This window comes from Pseudomonas sp. ADAK2 TE3594 (genome assembly GCF_053628675.1).
The window spans coordinates 6,577,441-6,592,436 of the sequence record NZ_JBRJGV010000001.1 but is presented as its reverse complement, the minus strand read 5'-3'; the positions used below and the strand labels follow the sequence as shown (position 1 = coordinate 6,592,436).

At 60.3% G+C, this 14,996-nt stretch carries 13 protein-coding genes; 2 read left to right on the top strand and 11 right to left on the bottom strand.

What is annotated here, in order from left to right:
- Positions 1 to 52: 52 nt before the first annotated feature.
- On the bottom strand, positions 53 to 1,267 hold the full coding sequence (serB, locus tag AB7M22_RS29615) for a phosphoserine phosphatase SerB (protein ID WP_007902606.1): 1,215 nt from the start codon (positions 1,265 to 1,267) through the stop codon (positions 53 to 55).
- Between the two features lie 134 nt (positions 1,268 to 1,401).
- Between serB and AB7M22_RS29610 the strand changes: the two genes are divergently transcribed.
- On the top strand, positions 1,402 to 2,925 hold the full coding sequence (locus AB7M22_RS29610; protein ID WP_454188624.1) for an AhpA/YtjB family protein: 1,524 nt from the start codon (positions 1,402 to 1,404) through the stop codon (positions 2,923 to 2,925).
- Positions 2,926 to 3,236: 311 nt separating this feature from the next.
- Here the strand turns inward: AB7M22_RS29610 and AB7M22_RS29605 are convergent, their stop codons facing one another.
- The 9 genes from AB7M22_RS29605 to AB7M22_RS29565 form a co-directional block, all read right to left on the bottom strand.
- Positions 3,237 to 3,950, bottom strand: coding sequence for a PqiC family protein (locus tag AB7M22_RS29605; protein ID WP_454188623.1), 714 nt, complete (start codon positions 3,948 to 3,950; stop codon positions 3,237 to 3,239).
- A 176-nt stretch (positions 3,951 to 4,126) separates the two neighbouring features.
- Positions 4,127 to 6,394 (bottom strand): DNA topoisomerase IV subunit A, encoded by a 2,268-nt coding sequence (parC, locus tag AB7M22_RS29600; protein WP_007902602.1) that lies wholly within the window; start codon positions 6,392 to 6,394, stop codon positions 4,127 to 4,129.
- 10 nt (positions 6,395 to 6,404) lie between these two features.
- Positions 6,405 to 6,926: a retropepsin-like aspartic protease family protein gene (locus AB7M22_RS29595; protein WP_007902598.1), complete on the bottom strand. Its 522-nt coding sequence runs from the start codon at positions 6,924 to 6,926 to the stop codon at positions 6,405 to 6,407.
- Complete coding sequence (locus tag AB7M22_RS29590; RefSeq protein ID WP_454188622.1) at positions 6,923 to 7,912, bottom strand: esterase-like activity of phytase family protein; 990 nt, start codon at positions 7,910 to 7,912, stop codon at positions 6,923 to 6,925. Before AB7M22_RS29590 ends, AB7M22_RS29595 begins: the two co-directional genes overlap by 4 nt.
- Positions 7,912 to 9,816, bottom strand: coding sequence for a DNA topoisomerase IV subunit B (gene parE, locus AB7M22_RS29585; protein ID WP_007902595.1), 1,905 nt, complete (start codon positions 9,814 to 9,816; stop codon positions 7,912 to 7,914). The genes AB7M22_RS29590 and parE overlap by 1 nt, the downstream gene beginning before the upstream one ends.
- A gap of 69 nt (positions 9,817 to 9,885) precedes the next feature.
- Positions 9,886 to 10,494 carry a YqiA/YcfP family alpha/beta fold hydrolase gene (locus AB7M22_RS29580; RefSeq protein WP_454188621.1) on the bottom strand — a complete coding sequence of 203 codons (609 nt, stop codon included), beginning with the start codon at positions 10,492 to 10,494 and terminating at the stop codon, positions 9,886 to 9,888.
- Between the two features lie 203 nt (positions 10,495 to 10,697).
- Positions 10,698 to 11,513, bottom strand: coding sequence for a 3',5'-cyclic-AMP phosphodiesterase (cpdA, locus tag AB7M22_RS29575; protein ID WP_454188881.1), 816 nt, complete (start codon positions 11,511 to 11,513; stop codon positions 10,698 to 10,700).
- Positions 11,514 to 11,624: 111 nt separating this feature from the next.
- Positions 11,625 to 12,077: a DUF1249 domain-containing protein gene (locus AB7M22_RS29570; protein ID WP_008004854.1), complete on the bottom strand. Its 453-nt coding sequence runs from the start codon at positions 12,075 to 12,077 to the stop codon at positions 11,625 to 11,627.
- Entirely contained in the window at positions 12,068 to 12,685 is a 618-nt protein-coding gene (locus AB7M22_RS29565; protein WP_427625098.1) for an NUDIX domain-containing protein, read from the bottom strand. The genes AB7M22_RS29570 and AB7M22_RS29565 overlap by 10 nt, the downstream gene beginning before the upstream one ends.
- A gap of 228 nt (positions 12,686 to 12,913) precedes the next feature.
- Here AB7M22_RS29565 and AB7M22_RS29560 point away from each other — a divergent pair, with 228 nt between their 5' ends.
- Entirely contained in the window at positions 12,914 to 13,660 is a 747-nt protein-coding gene (locus AB7M22_RS29560; RefSeq protein ID WP_454188620.1) for an RsiV family protein, read from the top strand.
- Here the strand turns inward: AB7M22_RS29560 and cytX are convergent.
- A complete protein-coding gene (gene cytX, locus AB7M22_RS29555) occupies positions 13,629 to 14,921 on the bottom strand; it encodes a putative hydroxymethylpyrimidine transporter CytX (RefSeq protein WP_454188619.1) in 1,293 nt (430 codons plus the stop codon). The two genes, AB7M22_RS29560 and cytX, sit on opposite strands and share 32 nt — an antisense overlap.
- Positions 14,922 to 14,996 lie beyond the last annotated feature (75 nt).

Below are 14,996 nucleotides of genomic sequence, written 5' to 3'. Positions count from 1 at the left end.
CCTGTAGGAGCGAGGCTTGCCCGCGAAGAGGCCCGCCCAGACAACCTGAAACTCAGAGCTGCCCGTCGCGATCCCGGAAGCCCAGCAGGTACAGCACGCCATCCAGCCCGAGGGTGGAAATCGCCTGCTTCGCCGATTGCTTGACCAGCGGCTTGGCACGGAACGCCACACCCAGCCCGGCGATCGCCAGCATCGGCAGGTCGTTGGCACCGTCACCGACCGCAATCGTCTGCTCCAGACGCAAACCTTCCTTATGCGCCAGCTCACGCAGCAGATCCGCCTTGCGTTGCGCATCGACAATCGGCTCGACCGCCACACCCGTCACCTTGCCGTCGACCACTTCCAGTTCGTTGGCAAATACATAGTCGATGCCCAGCTTGGCCTGCAGTTGCTTGGCGAAGTAGGTGAAACCACCCGACAGAATCGCCGTCTTGTAGCCCAGGCGCTTGAGTTCGGCGAACAGGGTTTCGGCGCCTTCGGTCAGGCGCAGGGAAGCACCGATGGAATCCAGCACGCTGACGTCCAGCCCTTGCAGCAAGGCCAGGCGCTCTTTGAAGCTGGCGCGAAAGTCCAGCTCGCCGGCCATCGCCCGCTCGGTAATCGCAGACACCTGGTCGCCCACACCGGCAGCCTTGGCCAGTTCGTCGATGACTTCGGCTTCGATCAGCGTCGAGTCCATGTCGAACACCGCCAGACGGCGGTTACGGCGGAACAGCGAATCTTCCTGGAAAGCGATGTCGACGTTCAATTCTTGAGCGACGCTGAGAAATTCGGCCCGCAACGCTTGCGGATCCGCCGCCTCGCCGCGCACGGAAAACTCGATGCAGCCCTTGCCCTTGTCGGCCGGGGTGTCCAGCGGCATGCGCCCGGACAGGCGATCAATATGATCGATGTTCAGGCCATATTTGGCGGTGATCGAGCTCACGCGCTGCAATTGCTCGGCGGTCACTTTGCGGGTCAGCAGGGTGACAATATGGCGTTTTTTGCCCTGATTGCCGACCCACAGCTGGTAATCCTCTTCGGACACCGGCGTGAAACGCACTTGTTGCTCAAGCTCATAGCCTTTGAACAGGATGTCCTTGAGCACCGAGTTACCTTGTTCGGTATCGGGAATTTCAACCAGGATGCCAAACGACAGGGTGTCGTGGATCACCGCCTGACCGATGTCGAGAATGTTCACACCACCCTGGGCCAGAACGCCGGTAATGGCCGCAGTCAGACCCGGACGGTCGACTCCCGTGATGTTTATCAGGACGATTTCGCGCAAGGCGCACCCCCGCAGGTGGAAAAAAACCGCATTCTACCCATTTTCAGTGACCATCGGGCACCGCGAGCGCTTTGACGGTCTAGGGCCTGTCGCTATACTGCGCGTCAACTTCACGGACAAAGAGCCGAGCTCAAGTGAACCGGCCCACGCCAGTAAAAACCGATAACTTCTTTCTGCTGATCTTCCGGGCACTGCGTCATCGCCGTGTACCGATTGCATTGCGCATTGCCAGCCATAACGTGATCCTGGTCGCTCTGGCCCTGGTGATCTATGCCTGCGTGATGGGTTTGCAGTTCAAGCAGGCCATGCACGAGCAGGCGGATGCCCTGGGCGAAAGCCTGACCACCCAGACCGCGACCTCGGCCACGGAACTGTTGGTGTCCAATGACATCCTCAGCCTGAACGTGCTGCTCAACAACCTGACCAAGAACAAACTGGTGGCCCACGCCGCCATCTACAGCGTGGATAACCGCATCCTCGCCGAAGCCGGACAGCGTCCCAAGCATAGCCTGCTGGGCGAAGCCGAGGGCATGTACCAGAGCAAGATCACCTTCCAGGACGTGACCGCCGGGCAACTGCGCATCAGCCTGGACATGGATCAGTTCCAGCAGCCGATGACCATCAGCCTGCAAAGCATGGGCATTCTGAGTGCGATTCTGCTGGCGCTGTCCCTGGCCTTGAGCCTGCGCCTGGGACGCAATATCTCCACACCGCTGCTGCAGCTGCGGGTGTGGCTGCGCAATATCGACGAATACACCCCGGCCACCGAGCGTCAGGATGAAGTCGGCGACCTCGCTCGTCAGTTGCACGCCAATTTCGCGCCAGAGCCTGCCGAGCCGGAGCCTGAATACGACGACAGCGATTACGAAGACGCCGACGATAACGAGCCGACCTTCGAAGTGCGCAACCTGCGCGATCCAGGTTTCGACGAAACCAAGCCTGTAGCCGGCCTCAAGCCTGCGCCACGACGCGTTGTCAGCACCGTCGAAGATGATGAGGACGACGAAGATCCGTTTGCCGACCTGCGTGACGACTCGACAGACAGCGCGCCGATACCGGTGGCAAAACCGCAGGTATCGAACGTGCCTCAGCACAGCGCGGTACTGGCGGTACAACTGGGCGCACAGGATCAGCTGCGTCGCCTGCCCCGCGCACGCCTGGAAGAGCTGCTGAAGCGCTATCGCGATTGCCTCGATCAGGCTGCGTCGCTCTACCAGAGCGAACTGCACACCCTGAACGATGGCAGCACGCTGATGCTGTTCCACACCGAAGACAGCGGCGACGATTACCTGACCAACGCTATCTGCTGCGGCGAGTTGCTGCGTGCCTTGGGTCATCAGTTGCAGATCGAAGTCGCCGACAGCGGCATCACCCTGCAATTGCAGTTGGGTCTTACACTCGGCGACGAACTGTTCGGCCTGAGCCAGATCGACCTGCTGCTGACCGAAACCGCTCAGGATGCACTGGCCCTGTCGCAACACAGCCGCAACCTGCTGCTGGTGGAGCGCAAGATCAGCGACGACGCACTGATTCGCCAGCGTGCGCGGATCCGGCCGATCGCCAGCCCGGAGGGAGCGTGCTGCGTAGAACGCTTGATGGAGCCTTATCCATCGATGCTGGAACGGCAACTGGCGCGGATGCATGAGCGCCGGGCGTAAACCCCAGTCCCCGTTGTAAAGAAGCCCGCAGACAAGTAATTGTCTGCGGGCTTTTTGTTGCCTGTCCCGGCCCCATCGCGGGCAAGCCTCGCTCCCACAGGGTCTCGGTAGTACACAAGTTTTGTATTCGCAGCGGTCAATGTGGGAGCGGGCTTGCCCGCGAAGAGGCCGGTACAGGCGACGTATGAGGTGAGGCTGGAACGCGGAGCGTCCCTGGAGGCATTCCCACGCAGAGCGTGGGAACGATCGGCGCGCACCAGAAACAACAAAGCCCGCATCAATGGCGGGCTTTGCTTTGGATCAATCCAGGCTTAGAACCTGAACACTTCCATATCCGTGCGAATCGGCGAAGCCATCGGGATTTTCGGCTGCTTCTCCGGCTCTGCTGCCGGTGCCACAGGCTTGGCAGCTGGCTTGCGCGGCGCTTCGGCGATCGGTGGCTGGTTGGCCAGCGGCTTGAGCGCTGTGGACAGTTGCTCGGCCAGACGCTGCAGCAACACACCCTGAGCCTGAACCTGAGCCGCAGTCCCGCCAGTGTGCTGCTCCTGCAGATGAATGATGCGGTTATCGCGCACCTGACCACGACGGTCGATCAGGCGCCATTGCGCATCAAGGATCGCCGGTTGCGATGCACCCGAGTCCAGTCGCGTGATCGTCAGCAGCACCTGAACATCCGGCGTGAAGCCTAATGTCGCCGGTGCCAGGACAACGCGCTGGCTGTCCAGATGGCCGGCGACCTGACGCAGCAACAGCTGATCGATATCGGACGACAGGCTACCCGCCCAACGACCATCAGCCGAAGCTTGCAGGCTGCCATCGGGCTGACGCTGCAACAAGGTTTCGCGTTGCAGGTAGTCGGCAACCGTTACCGGGCCCAACAATACCGCCATGCCCGCGCTTTGCGCAGGCTGAGCCGGACTTCCGCTGTCCAGCTGATACAGCGACACCGGTTGGTGAACGCTGCAACCCGCCAGGCCAAGAACGCCGGCGAGCATCAAAATAAAAGGAAGGCGCAGAGCAGTCATCGTCCCATCCAGGTGGCCGCCACAAGGCTAACCACAGTGAAAATACTCAAAAAATATGAAGAACGCTCGGCTACGCCGGCGCTTGAAAGGCCATATCATCCGTGAATATGCGTTCCGACTCCAGCGGCAAAGCGTCGATCTACGCGTTAAATCGTAGATCGAGCGCTCTAGGACGCTTAATTGAGGTTTTCGACGAACAGCGCATCAACCCTCTGAAAGCCACGTGGAAGTTTGTTTCCGCGACGCCCACGTTCACCTTTGTAGTGTTCGAGGTCGTCCGCCTTCAGTGACAAGGTACGTTTTCCGGCCTGCAGCACCAAAGTGGCACCCTCCGGCAGAACGGCAATGTCCGTGACATATTCTTCGCGACTGGCAACACGTTCACCGGAAATCCCGATGATCTTATTCCCTTTTCCTTTACCTAATTGTGGCAAATCGCTGATTTTGAAAATCAGCAGGCGACCTTCGGTGGTCACCGACGCCAGCCAGTTGTGCTCACGGTCGGCTACCGGACGCGGCAGAATCACTTTGGCGTTGTTCGGCAAACTCAACAGGGCCTTGCCCGCCTTGTTCTTGGCTTGCAGGTCTTCACCCTTGACCACGAAACCGTAACCGGCGTCGGAGGCGATCACGTACAGCGAATCGTCTTCAGGCATCAGCACGCATTCAAAACTCGCCCCTGGCGGCGGCGTCAGACGGCCGGTCAGCGGTTCGCCCTGGCCGCGGGCCGATGGCAGCGTGTGTGCAGCCACCGAATAGCTGCGACCAGTGGAGTCGATAAACACTGCAAACTGGTTGGATCGACCGGGCGCCAAGGCCTTGAAACCATCCCCGGCCTTGTAGGAAAGCCCGGTGGCGTCGATTTCGTGCCCCTTGGCAGAGCGAACCCAGCCTTTTTCCGACAGAACTACGGTCACTTTCTCGTTCGGCAGCAGATCGTGCTCAGTCAAGGCCTTGGCTTCTGCACGCTCGACGATTGGCGAGCGACGGTCGTCGCCATACGTTTCGGCGTCCTTGATCAGCTCGGTGCGTACCAGCTTTTTCAGCTTGGCTTCGCTGCCCAGCAGGGCTTGCAGCTTGGCCTGTTCCTTGAGCAGTTCATCCTGCTCGGCACGCAGCTTCATTTCTTCCAGTCGCGCCAACTGACGCAAACGGGTGTCGAGGATGTAATCGGCCTGGATTTCGCTCAGGGCGAAACGCTCGATCAGTGCGGCTTTCGGGTGTTCCTCGGTGCGGATGATGTGAATCACTTCATCCAGATTGAGGTAAGCGATCAACAAACCGTCCAACAAGTGCAGGCGACGCTCAACCTTGTCGAGGCGGAATTGCAGGCGACGACGCACAGTCTGGACCCGGAATTCCAGCCACTCGACCAACAGCGCACGCAGGTTTTTCAGCTGCGGCTTGCCGTCCAGACCGATGATGTTGATGTTGACCCGGTAGCTCGACTCCAGCTCGGTGCTGGCGAACAGGTGGGTCATCAATGCATCGTGGTCGAAGTTTTTGCGTGCGCCCGGAATAATCACGATCCGGCATGGGTTTTCGTGGTCGGATTCGTCTCGCAGGTCAGCGATCTGCGGGGCTTTCGACGGTTTGGCCTGCATCATGGCCGCGATCTGTTCCAGCACCTTGGCACCGGACACCTGGTGCGGCAGCGCGGTGACGATGATGTCGCCGTCCTCGATGTGGTAAACAGCGCGCATGCGCACCGAGCCCTTGCCGGTTTCGTAGATTTTCAGCAGGTCGGCGCGCGGCGTGATGATTTCTGCTTCGGTCGGGTAATCCGGGCCCTGGATGTGTTCGCAGAGCTGCTCGACCGTGGCTTTCGGCTCGTCCAGCAAGCGCACGCAAGCGGTCGCGACTTCGCGCAGGTTATGCGGTGGTACGTCGGTGGCCATGCCCACGGCGATGCCGGTGGTGCCGTTGAGCAGGATGTTCGGCAAACGGGCCGGCAACACCAAAGGCTCTTCCAGCGTGCCATCGAAGTTCGGGCCCCAATCCGCAGTGCCCTGGCCCAGTTCGCTGAGCAGCACTTCGGAATAGCGCGACAGCCGCGCTTCGGTGTAACGCATGGCGGCGAAGGACTTCGGATCGTCCGGCGCACCCCAGTTACCCTGGCCGTCGACCAGCGTGTAGCGGTAGCTGAATGGCTGGGCCATCAGGACCATGGCTTCATAACACGCCGAGTCGCCGTGCGGGTGGAACTTGCCGAGCACGTCACCGACGGTACGCGCCGATTTCTTGTGCTTGGAATCAGCGTCCAGCCCCAACTCGCTCATCGCATAGATGATGCGCCGCTGTACCGGTTTCAGGCCGTCGCCGATATGCGGCAGGGCACGGTCCATGATCACGTACATGGAGTAGTTGAGGTAGGCATTTTCGGTGAAGTCAGCCAGTGACCGGCGTTCTACACCGTCCAGGCTGAGATCAAGGGAGTCGCTCATGCGGGCCTCATCAGTTCGTTGTCTGGCGCAGCAGCATGGTGCCACCGCGCTGGGTAAATTCAAGTTTGTTCAGTGCGCTCATACCGAGCAGCACCTGATTGCCGTGCAAACCGGGCGCCACCAGCGCGCGAACGTCACGCAGCACGATGTCGCCCAATTGCAGCCGGTCGAGGCGGGTTCGATAGCCCTCGCTCAAGCCATTGGCCGTGCTCAGGGTCACCCCAAAGCCTTTTTCCAGTTTCAGCCGCTCGGCCATTTCGGCCGGGATCGACACATCGGTCGCACCGGTATCGAGCATGAACTCCACGGGCTGGCCGTTGATCTGGCCGGTAGCAACAAAATGCCCCTGGCTGTTGCCGATCAGCTTCACTTCGATAAAACCTTGGCCCTGCTCAGAGCTGACGACGGTGTTGGGATTCTGTTGACGCTCCTCCCACTGACCGAAGAACCGCGTCGCCAGAAACAGCGCGGCGCACCAGGCCAGCACCATCAACACCCGACCGGCGCGCTTGCCCGGCGGTTGCTGACTCATGGCTTGGCACTCCAGCCGCCTTCAGGCGCGGCAAAGCGCCAGACAATCGGACGTACCTCGCCATCGGCTCGCGCACCGTTATTGTTGTCGATGCCGATCCAGGCGCCGTCGGCGTCCACGATCAACGCCTCCGCCAGCCCATAGGCCTGTGAATAACGACGGTTTTCCTGCAAGGCCTCGGTGGCAAACGACCAGCAGCGCTCCACCTTGGCTGTCACTGCATCACGGCGGCAAATCTGAAAGACATTGCGCTCAAGGGTAAACAGCTTGCCGTCGAACAATGACAGATCGGCAAAATCCCGTGAACGCGCTCTGGCCTTGGGAAATTGTGCTGGCTGCATCTCCACCCCGGCTTCACTCAGCAGCACACAACCACCCTCGCAGCCCCAGACCGTTTGCTGGCGCTTGATCAGCAGCAAACCGCGACGCTCACGTTCGGCGGCCAGCCACAGCGTGTCACCGGCCGGATTGATCGCCAGCCCTTCGAACAACGCATTGAAGTGCAGCAACATACCGCTGGCCCGTGCTTCGCGTACCAGCATCGGCGAGATTTTCAGCCAGGACGCAGGCCCGATTGGCGGAACTTGCAACACCGCGGCGTGCGCTTCGCTGACGATGTAACGATTGCCGGCGCTGTCGCAGGTGATGCCTTCGAAATCCAGGTCCCCGCCCCGCACGAACGACGCCGCCCAGGTCCGCGAACGCAAGCCCCAGGGCAAACCGCTGTCGGGCGGCAGGGGTACGTCGATGCGCACGGTTTCGGCTTGCCAGGTGTTGTTGCGGGTGTCGAGGCGATAGATTTGATCATCGTCACGGTCCGAAACGGTCCACAGATCCTTGCCGCACTGGGCCAGCCCCGACAGATTGCCGCCGCGCATGCCGTCGACGGCATGCTCGGATAACAAGCGCAGCTCGGGTGCAGGCTCCGCCGAAACCGTTACCGAGGTCAGCAGCAACGCACACGCCAGGGCCCAGCCAAATCGCATCAGCCCAGAACCTCGGCCAGGTTGCCCTTGGACTCCAGCCAGGACTTGCGATCGCCAGCGCGTTTTTTCGCCAGCAGCATGTCCATCATTTCCGAGGTCGCGTCGAAATCTTCCAGCGTCAACTGCACCAGACGCCGCGTGTTCGGGTCCATGGTGGTTTCGCGCAGCTGCGGCGGGTTCATTTCACCCAGACCTTTGAATCGGGTGACCTGTGGTTTGCCGCGTTTTTTCTCGGCCACCAGACGATCGAGAATGCCATCGCGCTCGGCCTCGTCCAGGGCATAGTAAATTTCTTTGCCCAGGTCGATACGGTACAGCGGCGGCATGGCGACGTAGACGTGACCGGCATCCACCAGCGGGCGGAAATGCTGGACAAACAAGGCGCAGAGCAACGTGGCAATGTGCAGACCGTCGGAGTCGGCGTCGGCGAGAATGCAGATCTTGCCGTAACGCAGCTGGGCGATGTCCGCCGAGCCCGGATCGACACCGATGGCCACGGCGATGTTGTGCACTTCCTGGCTGGCCAGCACTTCGCTGCCGTCGACTTCCCAGGTATTCAGAATCTTGCCGCGCAACGGCAGAATCGCCTGAAACTCTTTGTCCCGCGCCTGTTTGGCCGAACCGCCGGCGGAATCACCTTCCACCAGGAACAGCTCGGAACGCATCGGGTCCTGCCCGGCGCAGTCGGCGAGTTTGCCCGGCAATGCCGGACCTTGGGTAATGCGTTTACGCTCAACCTTCTTGCTGGCCTTCAGACGACGGCCGGCGTTGTTGATCGCCAGTTCCGCCAGCAGCATGCCGGTTTCCGGGTGAGCGTTGAGCCACAGACTGAAGGCGTCCTTGACCACACCGGAAACGAAAGCGGCCGCTTCACGGGATGACAGGCGTTCCTTGGTCTGACCGGAGAATTGCGGCTCCTGCATTTTCATCGACAGGACGAACGCGATGCGCTCCCAGACGTCTTCCGGCGCCAGCTTCACACCGCGCGGCAACAGGCTGCGGAACTCGCAGAACTCGCGCATCGCATCGAGCAAGCCCTGACGCAGACCGTTGACGTGCGTACCGCCCTGGGCTGTCGGGATCAGGTTGACGTAGCTTTCCTGAACGCTGTCGCCGCCCTCGGGCAACCACAGCAACGCCCAATCGACCGCCTCTTTGTTACCGGCCAGGCTGCCGCAGAACGGCTCATCCGGCAGGCGTTCGAACTCGCTGACCGCGTCCACCAGGTAGGAGCGCAGGCCGTCTTCGTAATGCCATTCGACTTTCTCGCCGGTGGCCTTGTCTTCAAAACTGACCAGCAGCCCCGGGCACAGAACGGCCTTGGCCTTGAGCACGTGCTTGAGGCGGCTGATGGAGAATTTCGGTGAATCGAAGTACTTCGGGTCCGGCGCGAAGAACACGCTGGTGCCGGTGTTGCGCTTGCCGACGGTGCCAATCACTTCCAGCTCGGTCTTCTTGTAACCGTCAGCGAAAGTCATCTGGTATTCATTGCCGTCGCGCTTTACACGCACCCGGACTTCGGTCGACAAGGCGTTGACCACAGAAATACCCACCCCGTGCAGACCGCCGGAGAACTGGTAGTTCTTGTTGGAAAACTTGCCGCCCGCATGAAGCTTGGTGAGGATCAGCTCGACACCCGACACACCCTCTTCCGGGTGAATGTCCACCGGCATGCCACGGCCGTCATCGCTGACCTCCAGGGAGTGATCGGCGTGCAGGATGACCTGCACCGATGTCGCATGCCCGGCCAAGGCTTCGTCGACGCTGTTGTCGATGACTTCCTGGGCGAGGTGGTTCGGCCGACTGGTGTCGGTGTACATGCCGGGGCGTTTGCGCACCGGGTCGAGGCCCGAGAGGACTTCGATGGCGTCTGCGTTATAAGAGCTAGCGCTGGGAGTGGCCATGGGGTCTCGTCGTCCGCCTGTAAAAAGTGTTCTGTGAAAAAAAGTATTCTGTGAAAAAGAGGCGACAAATCACAGTGCAGTGAAATCAATCGCCTGATACAAATCTGCGCCGATGCCGGCGAAACTCAGCATTGCCGGCAATTGCTCGGCAAAACCCTGGAAGCTATGGTCGCCGCCAGCCTGGATGCGCAAGGCACAGGCCCGGTAATACTGCTGGGCGAGGCGATAATCCAGCGTTTCATCGCCGGTCTGCAACCACACTTGAAACCGCTGCGGATCTTGGGGCGCCGGCACTTCCAGCTCGGCCAGGGCCGTCACGTGGTCGTGGGTCATTTCCCAGGTCTCATCGGTGTACAGATTTTTCTGCGTCCCCAGGAACCCGTCGAACATCCGGTGCGGGCTGACGGCAGGATTGATCAACAGGGCTTTCAAGCCATGGCGTTCGGCCAAGTGAGTCGCATAGTAGCCGCCGAGTGAGCTGCCGACCAGCAGTGGCCGCCCCAGCTCGGTAATCGCCTGCTCCAGCTGAGCAATGGCCTCGCGGGGATGGTGATGCAAGGCCGGCACACGCAATTGGTCGCTCAAGCCCAGCCGGTCCATCACATTAATCAACTGACAGGCCTTTTTCGACGCCGGCGCGCTGTTGAAACCGTGAATATAAAGGATCGAACCAGACATTTGAGCTCCCTGTGCGTCAGGTAAAGAGGCGCAGTTTACAGGGTGTCGGGAAAATCGGGGATATGCGTGGAAATCATGTCGCCTGAGCGAACACCATCGCGGGCAAGCCCGCTCCCACAAGGATCTTAGGCGCTCACAAATCCCCTGTGGGAGCGGGCTTGCCCGCGATGGCCGCGCCTCGGTCTTTGGAAATGACAAATAAATCAGTAGCCGTTGGAGCCGTAATCAATCTGGAAATCGAAACCGGTGACGCGCTCAACGCCTGTTTCGAGCTGGCCATCCGGCAACAACCGCAACCACCGATACCCCGGCGCCTGCTCGCTCACCTTGAAATCATCACTGCCCGGCTCGAACTGAATACAGGTCGAGGGCGATGCGATCAGTCGAACATTGTTGCGTAGCTGATCAATCTCCTGATGCACATGCCCCCACAACACCGCACGCACCTGTGGAAAGCGATCCAGCACCGCAAACAATGCCTCTGGATTGCGCAAGCCAATGGGCTCCATCCATGCACACCCGATCGATACCGGATGATGATGGAAACACACCAGATGATGTCGCTCCGGCGCCTCACTCAACGAGCGCGCGAGTAACTGCAATTGCTCATCCTGCAAATACCCCGGCACCGACCCCGGCACCGCCGAATCGAGCAACGTGACCCGCCAGTTGCCGATATCCACCACCGGCTCCAGCAGCGCACTCTGCACCGCCGCCACAGCCATGATCTGCGGCTCGTCATGATTACCGGGAATCCACCGCGCTGGTGCATCGATCTGTCGGGTCAGGTCACGAAACAGCTGATACGACTCCAGCGTCCCGTCCTGAGACAGGTCACCACTGGCAATCATCAGATCGATCTGCGGCTGCTGCTTCAATACCAGCTCAATGACCTGTTGCAGGCTGTCGCGGGTATTCATGCCCAGCAACGTCCCGTCCGCCTCGGCAAACAGATGGCTGTCGGAGAGTTGCACCAGCAACGCCGGATCGGCGGTGGTTAATGTGGATACGCTCGGCAAGGCGTTCTCCCAGGGCGTGATCACGGGATTGATGAATGCCGCAATTATGCTGGGGGACAATCAAAAGAGGAAACCTGTGAACCGGACGCAGTTCACAACTACACAGGGCTCTTAGCGCACAACGGCGTACTCGTGACCGCAAGCCAGGCAATGACTCAGCCATTCCCCCAGGAACAGATTGAGCTGAGCTTTTTCATCTGGCTGATGCATCGCGGCGTTCGGGTAAGGATAGATGCCCCGGAAGCGTCGTGCATGTTCAGCGCTGACCACTTCGGCCATGCACGCGTCGTGATACACCTGAACTTCAAGTTGCGGCACCGGCAGCCACGGCAGGCTGTGTTCCTGGCGTACTTGCAGCGTCGTGGTGTAAGGACAAACCTGAAGCACTTCGAGGGCCAGCACACCTAGCATCTGGTCGCCGTGGGTCACGGCAATGCGCCGCGCCTGCGGCTCGTTGCGCATGTCCGGTAGCAGTCGCATCAGGCGCGCGTAGTTGGCCTCGCAGGAGGCTTGCAGCCCCACGAGGTCGATCCGGTAGCGATCGCGCAGCTTGTTTACGACCATAACCCCCTCACTTCAACGCGGTTCAAAGCCAGCCATTGCAAGGCGATGATGCTTGCCGCGTTGGCAATACGTCCGTCGCGCACGGCTTGCAGGGCATCTTCGAACGCCCAGACCGTGACGCGAATATCTTCTGCCTCTTCCTCCAGCCCATGCAGGCCGCCCACCCCGGTTGTCTCGCAACGCCCCAGGTACAAATGCACAAACTCGTTACTGCCGCCCGGCGATGGAAAATATTTGGTCATCGGCCAGAGCGCCCCGAATACAAGCCCAGCTTCCTCCTGCGCTTCGCGGTGAGCAACTTCTTCCGGTACTTCATCCTTGTCGATCAGACCGGCGACCAGTTCGATCAGCCACGGGTTGTCGGTCTTGCCCATGGCGCCGACGCGAAACTGCTCGATCAGCACCACTTCATCGCGTTGCGGATCGTACGGCAGCACGCACACCGCATCGTGGCGAACAAACACTTCACGATTGATCTCGCGACTCATGCCACCGGCGAACAATTCGTGACGCAAGTGCACGCGGTCGAGCTTGTAGAAGCCCTCGTAGCACTTTTCGCGCCGAACGATCTCAACGGCGGTCGGAATGGCGTTGGCAAAATCAGTCATGACAATCCTCTTTACTGCAAATCCGTTACGAGGCTCCTTTTTGTTACTTGCAACCTCAACTTCGCGCCATCCTAACGCGCCCGCGATGTTTGATGCAGCCCCTTTCCAGTCAGCGGGATAGACGGTGAGGGTGAAACCAACTCTAATTAGCTTAGTGGCGAACTGACTGCTTCGTTGAGAGTCGAAGCGGGTAACTTTTCGCCTTCCCCTGTTTCGTAAAGGACGCCCATGTCGCTTTTCAAGATCGCCTCCGTGGCCGCCATCGCCCTGACCCTGGGTGCGTGCCAGAGTCTGTTCCAGCCCAATTACCGGGCGCCGCTGGAAACCACCCGCGACGCATCGGAACAGTTGAAACCAGGCTGCACGACCCCTGACTGCCCATTGGTGAACATCGATACGCTGCGTTTCCCGGATGAGCCTGCGCTTGACGGCATCATCGAAAAACGCCTGCTGCAAATGACCCGCACCTCGCCTGACGCCCCGGTAGCGCCGACGCTGGCGGCGTATCGCGAGCAGTTTTTGAGCAGTGCCGGCCCGCGCTACAGCAGCTACCTGCAAGCCAAGGTACGTGAGCAGCATGACGGCTTGGTGATCGTAGAATTGTCCAGCTACCTGGACACCGGCGGTGCCCATGGCACGCCGGGCCGCGGTTTCATCAACTATTCACGTCAACAGCATAAAGTGCTGACACTGTCGGATATGTTGATTCCGGGGCAGGAAGAAGCGTTCTGGAAAGCCGCCCAAGTGGCGCACAACAGCTGGCTGATCAGCACCAAACTCGATCAGGAACCGGAGTTCGTGAAGAGCTGGCCCTTCGTGAAAACCCAGAATGTGGCGCTGACCTACGGCGGGGTGATCCTCAAGTACGAAGTGAGCACCCTTGCGCCTTACGCACTGGGCCACGTCGAACTGAAGATCCCCTACCCGCGCCTGAACGGCATTCTCAAGCCTGAGCTGTTTCCCGGCCGTAGCTGAAGGCTCGACCGAGCAGCAGTTGCAGCAGCCCTGCCAGTACCAGCGACGGCAGGGTTGCGCCGATGTCCGGATAGAGATTGGCCAGCAAATGATAGGTGCTCACCCCGCCTAACCAGGCGAGCAACGCCGGCCAGCGCAATGCGGCTGACGCCACCTGGCCACTGCGCTTGCGCAGGATGAAGTGATCCACCAGCACCACGCCGAACAGCGGCGCAAACACCGAGCCGATCAACAGCAGGAAGTTCTGGTACTGGGCCAATGGCGCCAGGCAGGCGATCAGCGTGCAGATGACGCCGATGACCAAGGCCAGATGCTCGACTTTCAAGCGCAACAGAATCCCGCTGGACACCGCCGCCGAGTGAATATCGGCAAAGGCATTTTCCGACTCGTCCAACAGAATCAGCAACAACGGAATCCCCAAACCTGCACCGGCCAACGCCAGCAGCAAGGCATTCACTTCACCGCTCGGCGCGAACGCCAGGGTGTAGGCCACGCCCAGGCTCATCAGCCAGAAGTTACCGATAAAGAAGCCCAGCGCCGTACCGCCGAAGACATTCTTCGCACGCTTGCCGAACCGCGAGTAGTCGGCAATCAGTGGCAGCCAGGACAGCGGCATGGCGATCGCAATGTCGAAACCCACGGCAAACGGCATCGAACCATCACCGGCCTGCGCCCACAACGCCGCAAGGTCGGCTTTGGCGAACAGGTTCCAGGTCAGCCAGATGCACGCGGCCAGCAGCAGCCAGATGCCCCACTTGCGCAGGATCTTGCGCACGAAGGTCAGTGGCCCGCTGACCGCCAGCAACGTCGCCAAACCACCGAAGAAAACTGTCCAAAGCAGTGGATTCGACAGCAGGCTGCCTTCGCTGAACGCCCGCGCACCCAACAGGCTGGCGGCGTCACGCATGACGATGATTTCGAACGAGCCCCAACCAATCAGTTGCAGCAGGTTCAACACCGCCGGAAGGCTCGCGCCATGACGGCCCAGGCTGAGTTTGAGTGCCGCCATCGACGACAGGCCGGTGTCGCTGCCGATCACACCGACAGCGGCCAGCAACAGAACGCCGACCAGCGTGCCGAGAAAAATCGCCAGCAACGAGCCGGACAGGCCCAGACCCGGCGCGAGTAAAGCGCCGGTCTGCAGAACCATCAGGCCGATGCCGAGGGAGAACCACAGGGAAAACAGATCGCGGCCGCCGAACACACGTTTGTCGATCGGCACCGCGGTATCCGGGGAGTAAGTGCTGGGTTGAATGCTCAAGGGTGTTATCTCAGAGGGACATTTGTTGTTGTGTTGATCGCTATCGCGGGCAAGCCCGCTCCCACAGGATTTATG

Coding starts and splice junctions, on each gene's coding strand:
- AB7M22_RS29570 (WP_008004854.1), bottom strand. CDS start 12,077: ATGGTCGTAAACAAGCTGCGCGATCGCTACCGGATCGACCTCGTGGGG.
- parE (WP_007902595.1), bottom strand. CDS start 9,816: ATGGCCACTCCCAGCGCTAGCTCTTATAACGCAGACGCCATCGAAGTC.
- AB7M22_RS29565 (WP_427625098.1), bottom strand. CDS start 12,685: ATGACTGATTTTGCCAACGCCATTCCGACCGCCGTTGAGATCGTTCGG.
- AB7M22_RS29560 (WP_454188620.1), top strand. CDS start 12,914: ATGTCGCTTTTCAAGATCGCCTCCGTGGCCGCCATCGCCCTGACCCTG.
- parC (WP_007902602.1), bottom strand. CDS start 6,394: ATGAGCGACTCCCTTGATCTCAGCCTGGACGGTGTAGAACGCCGGTCA.
- AB7M22_RS29580 (WP_454188621.1), bottom strand. CDS start 10,494: ATGTCTGGTTCGATCCTTTATATTCACGGTTTCAACAGCGCGCCGGCG.
- AB7M22_RS29595 (WP_007902598.1), bottom strand. CDS start 6,926: ATGAGTCAGCAACCGCCGGGCAAGCGCGCCGGTCGGGTGTTGATGGTG.
- AB7M22_RS29590 (WP_454188622.1), bottom strand. CDS start 7,912: ATGCGATTTGGCTGGGCCCTGGCGTGTGCGTTGCTGCTGACCTCGGTA.
- AB7M22_RS29605 (WP_454188623.1), bottom strand. CDS start 3,950: ATGACTGCTCTGCGCCTTCCTTTTATTTTGATGCTCGCCGGCGTTCTT.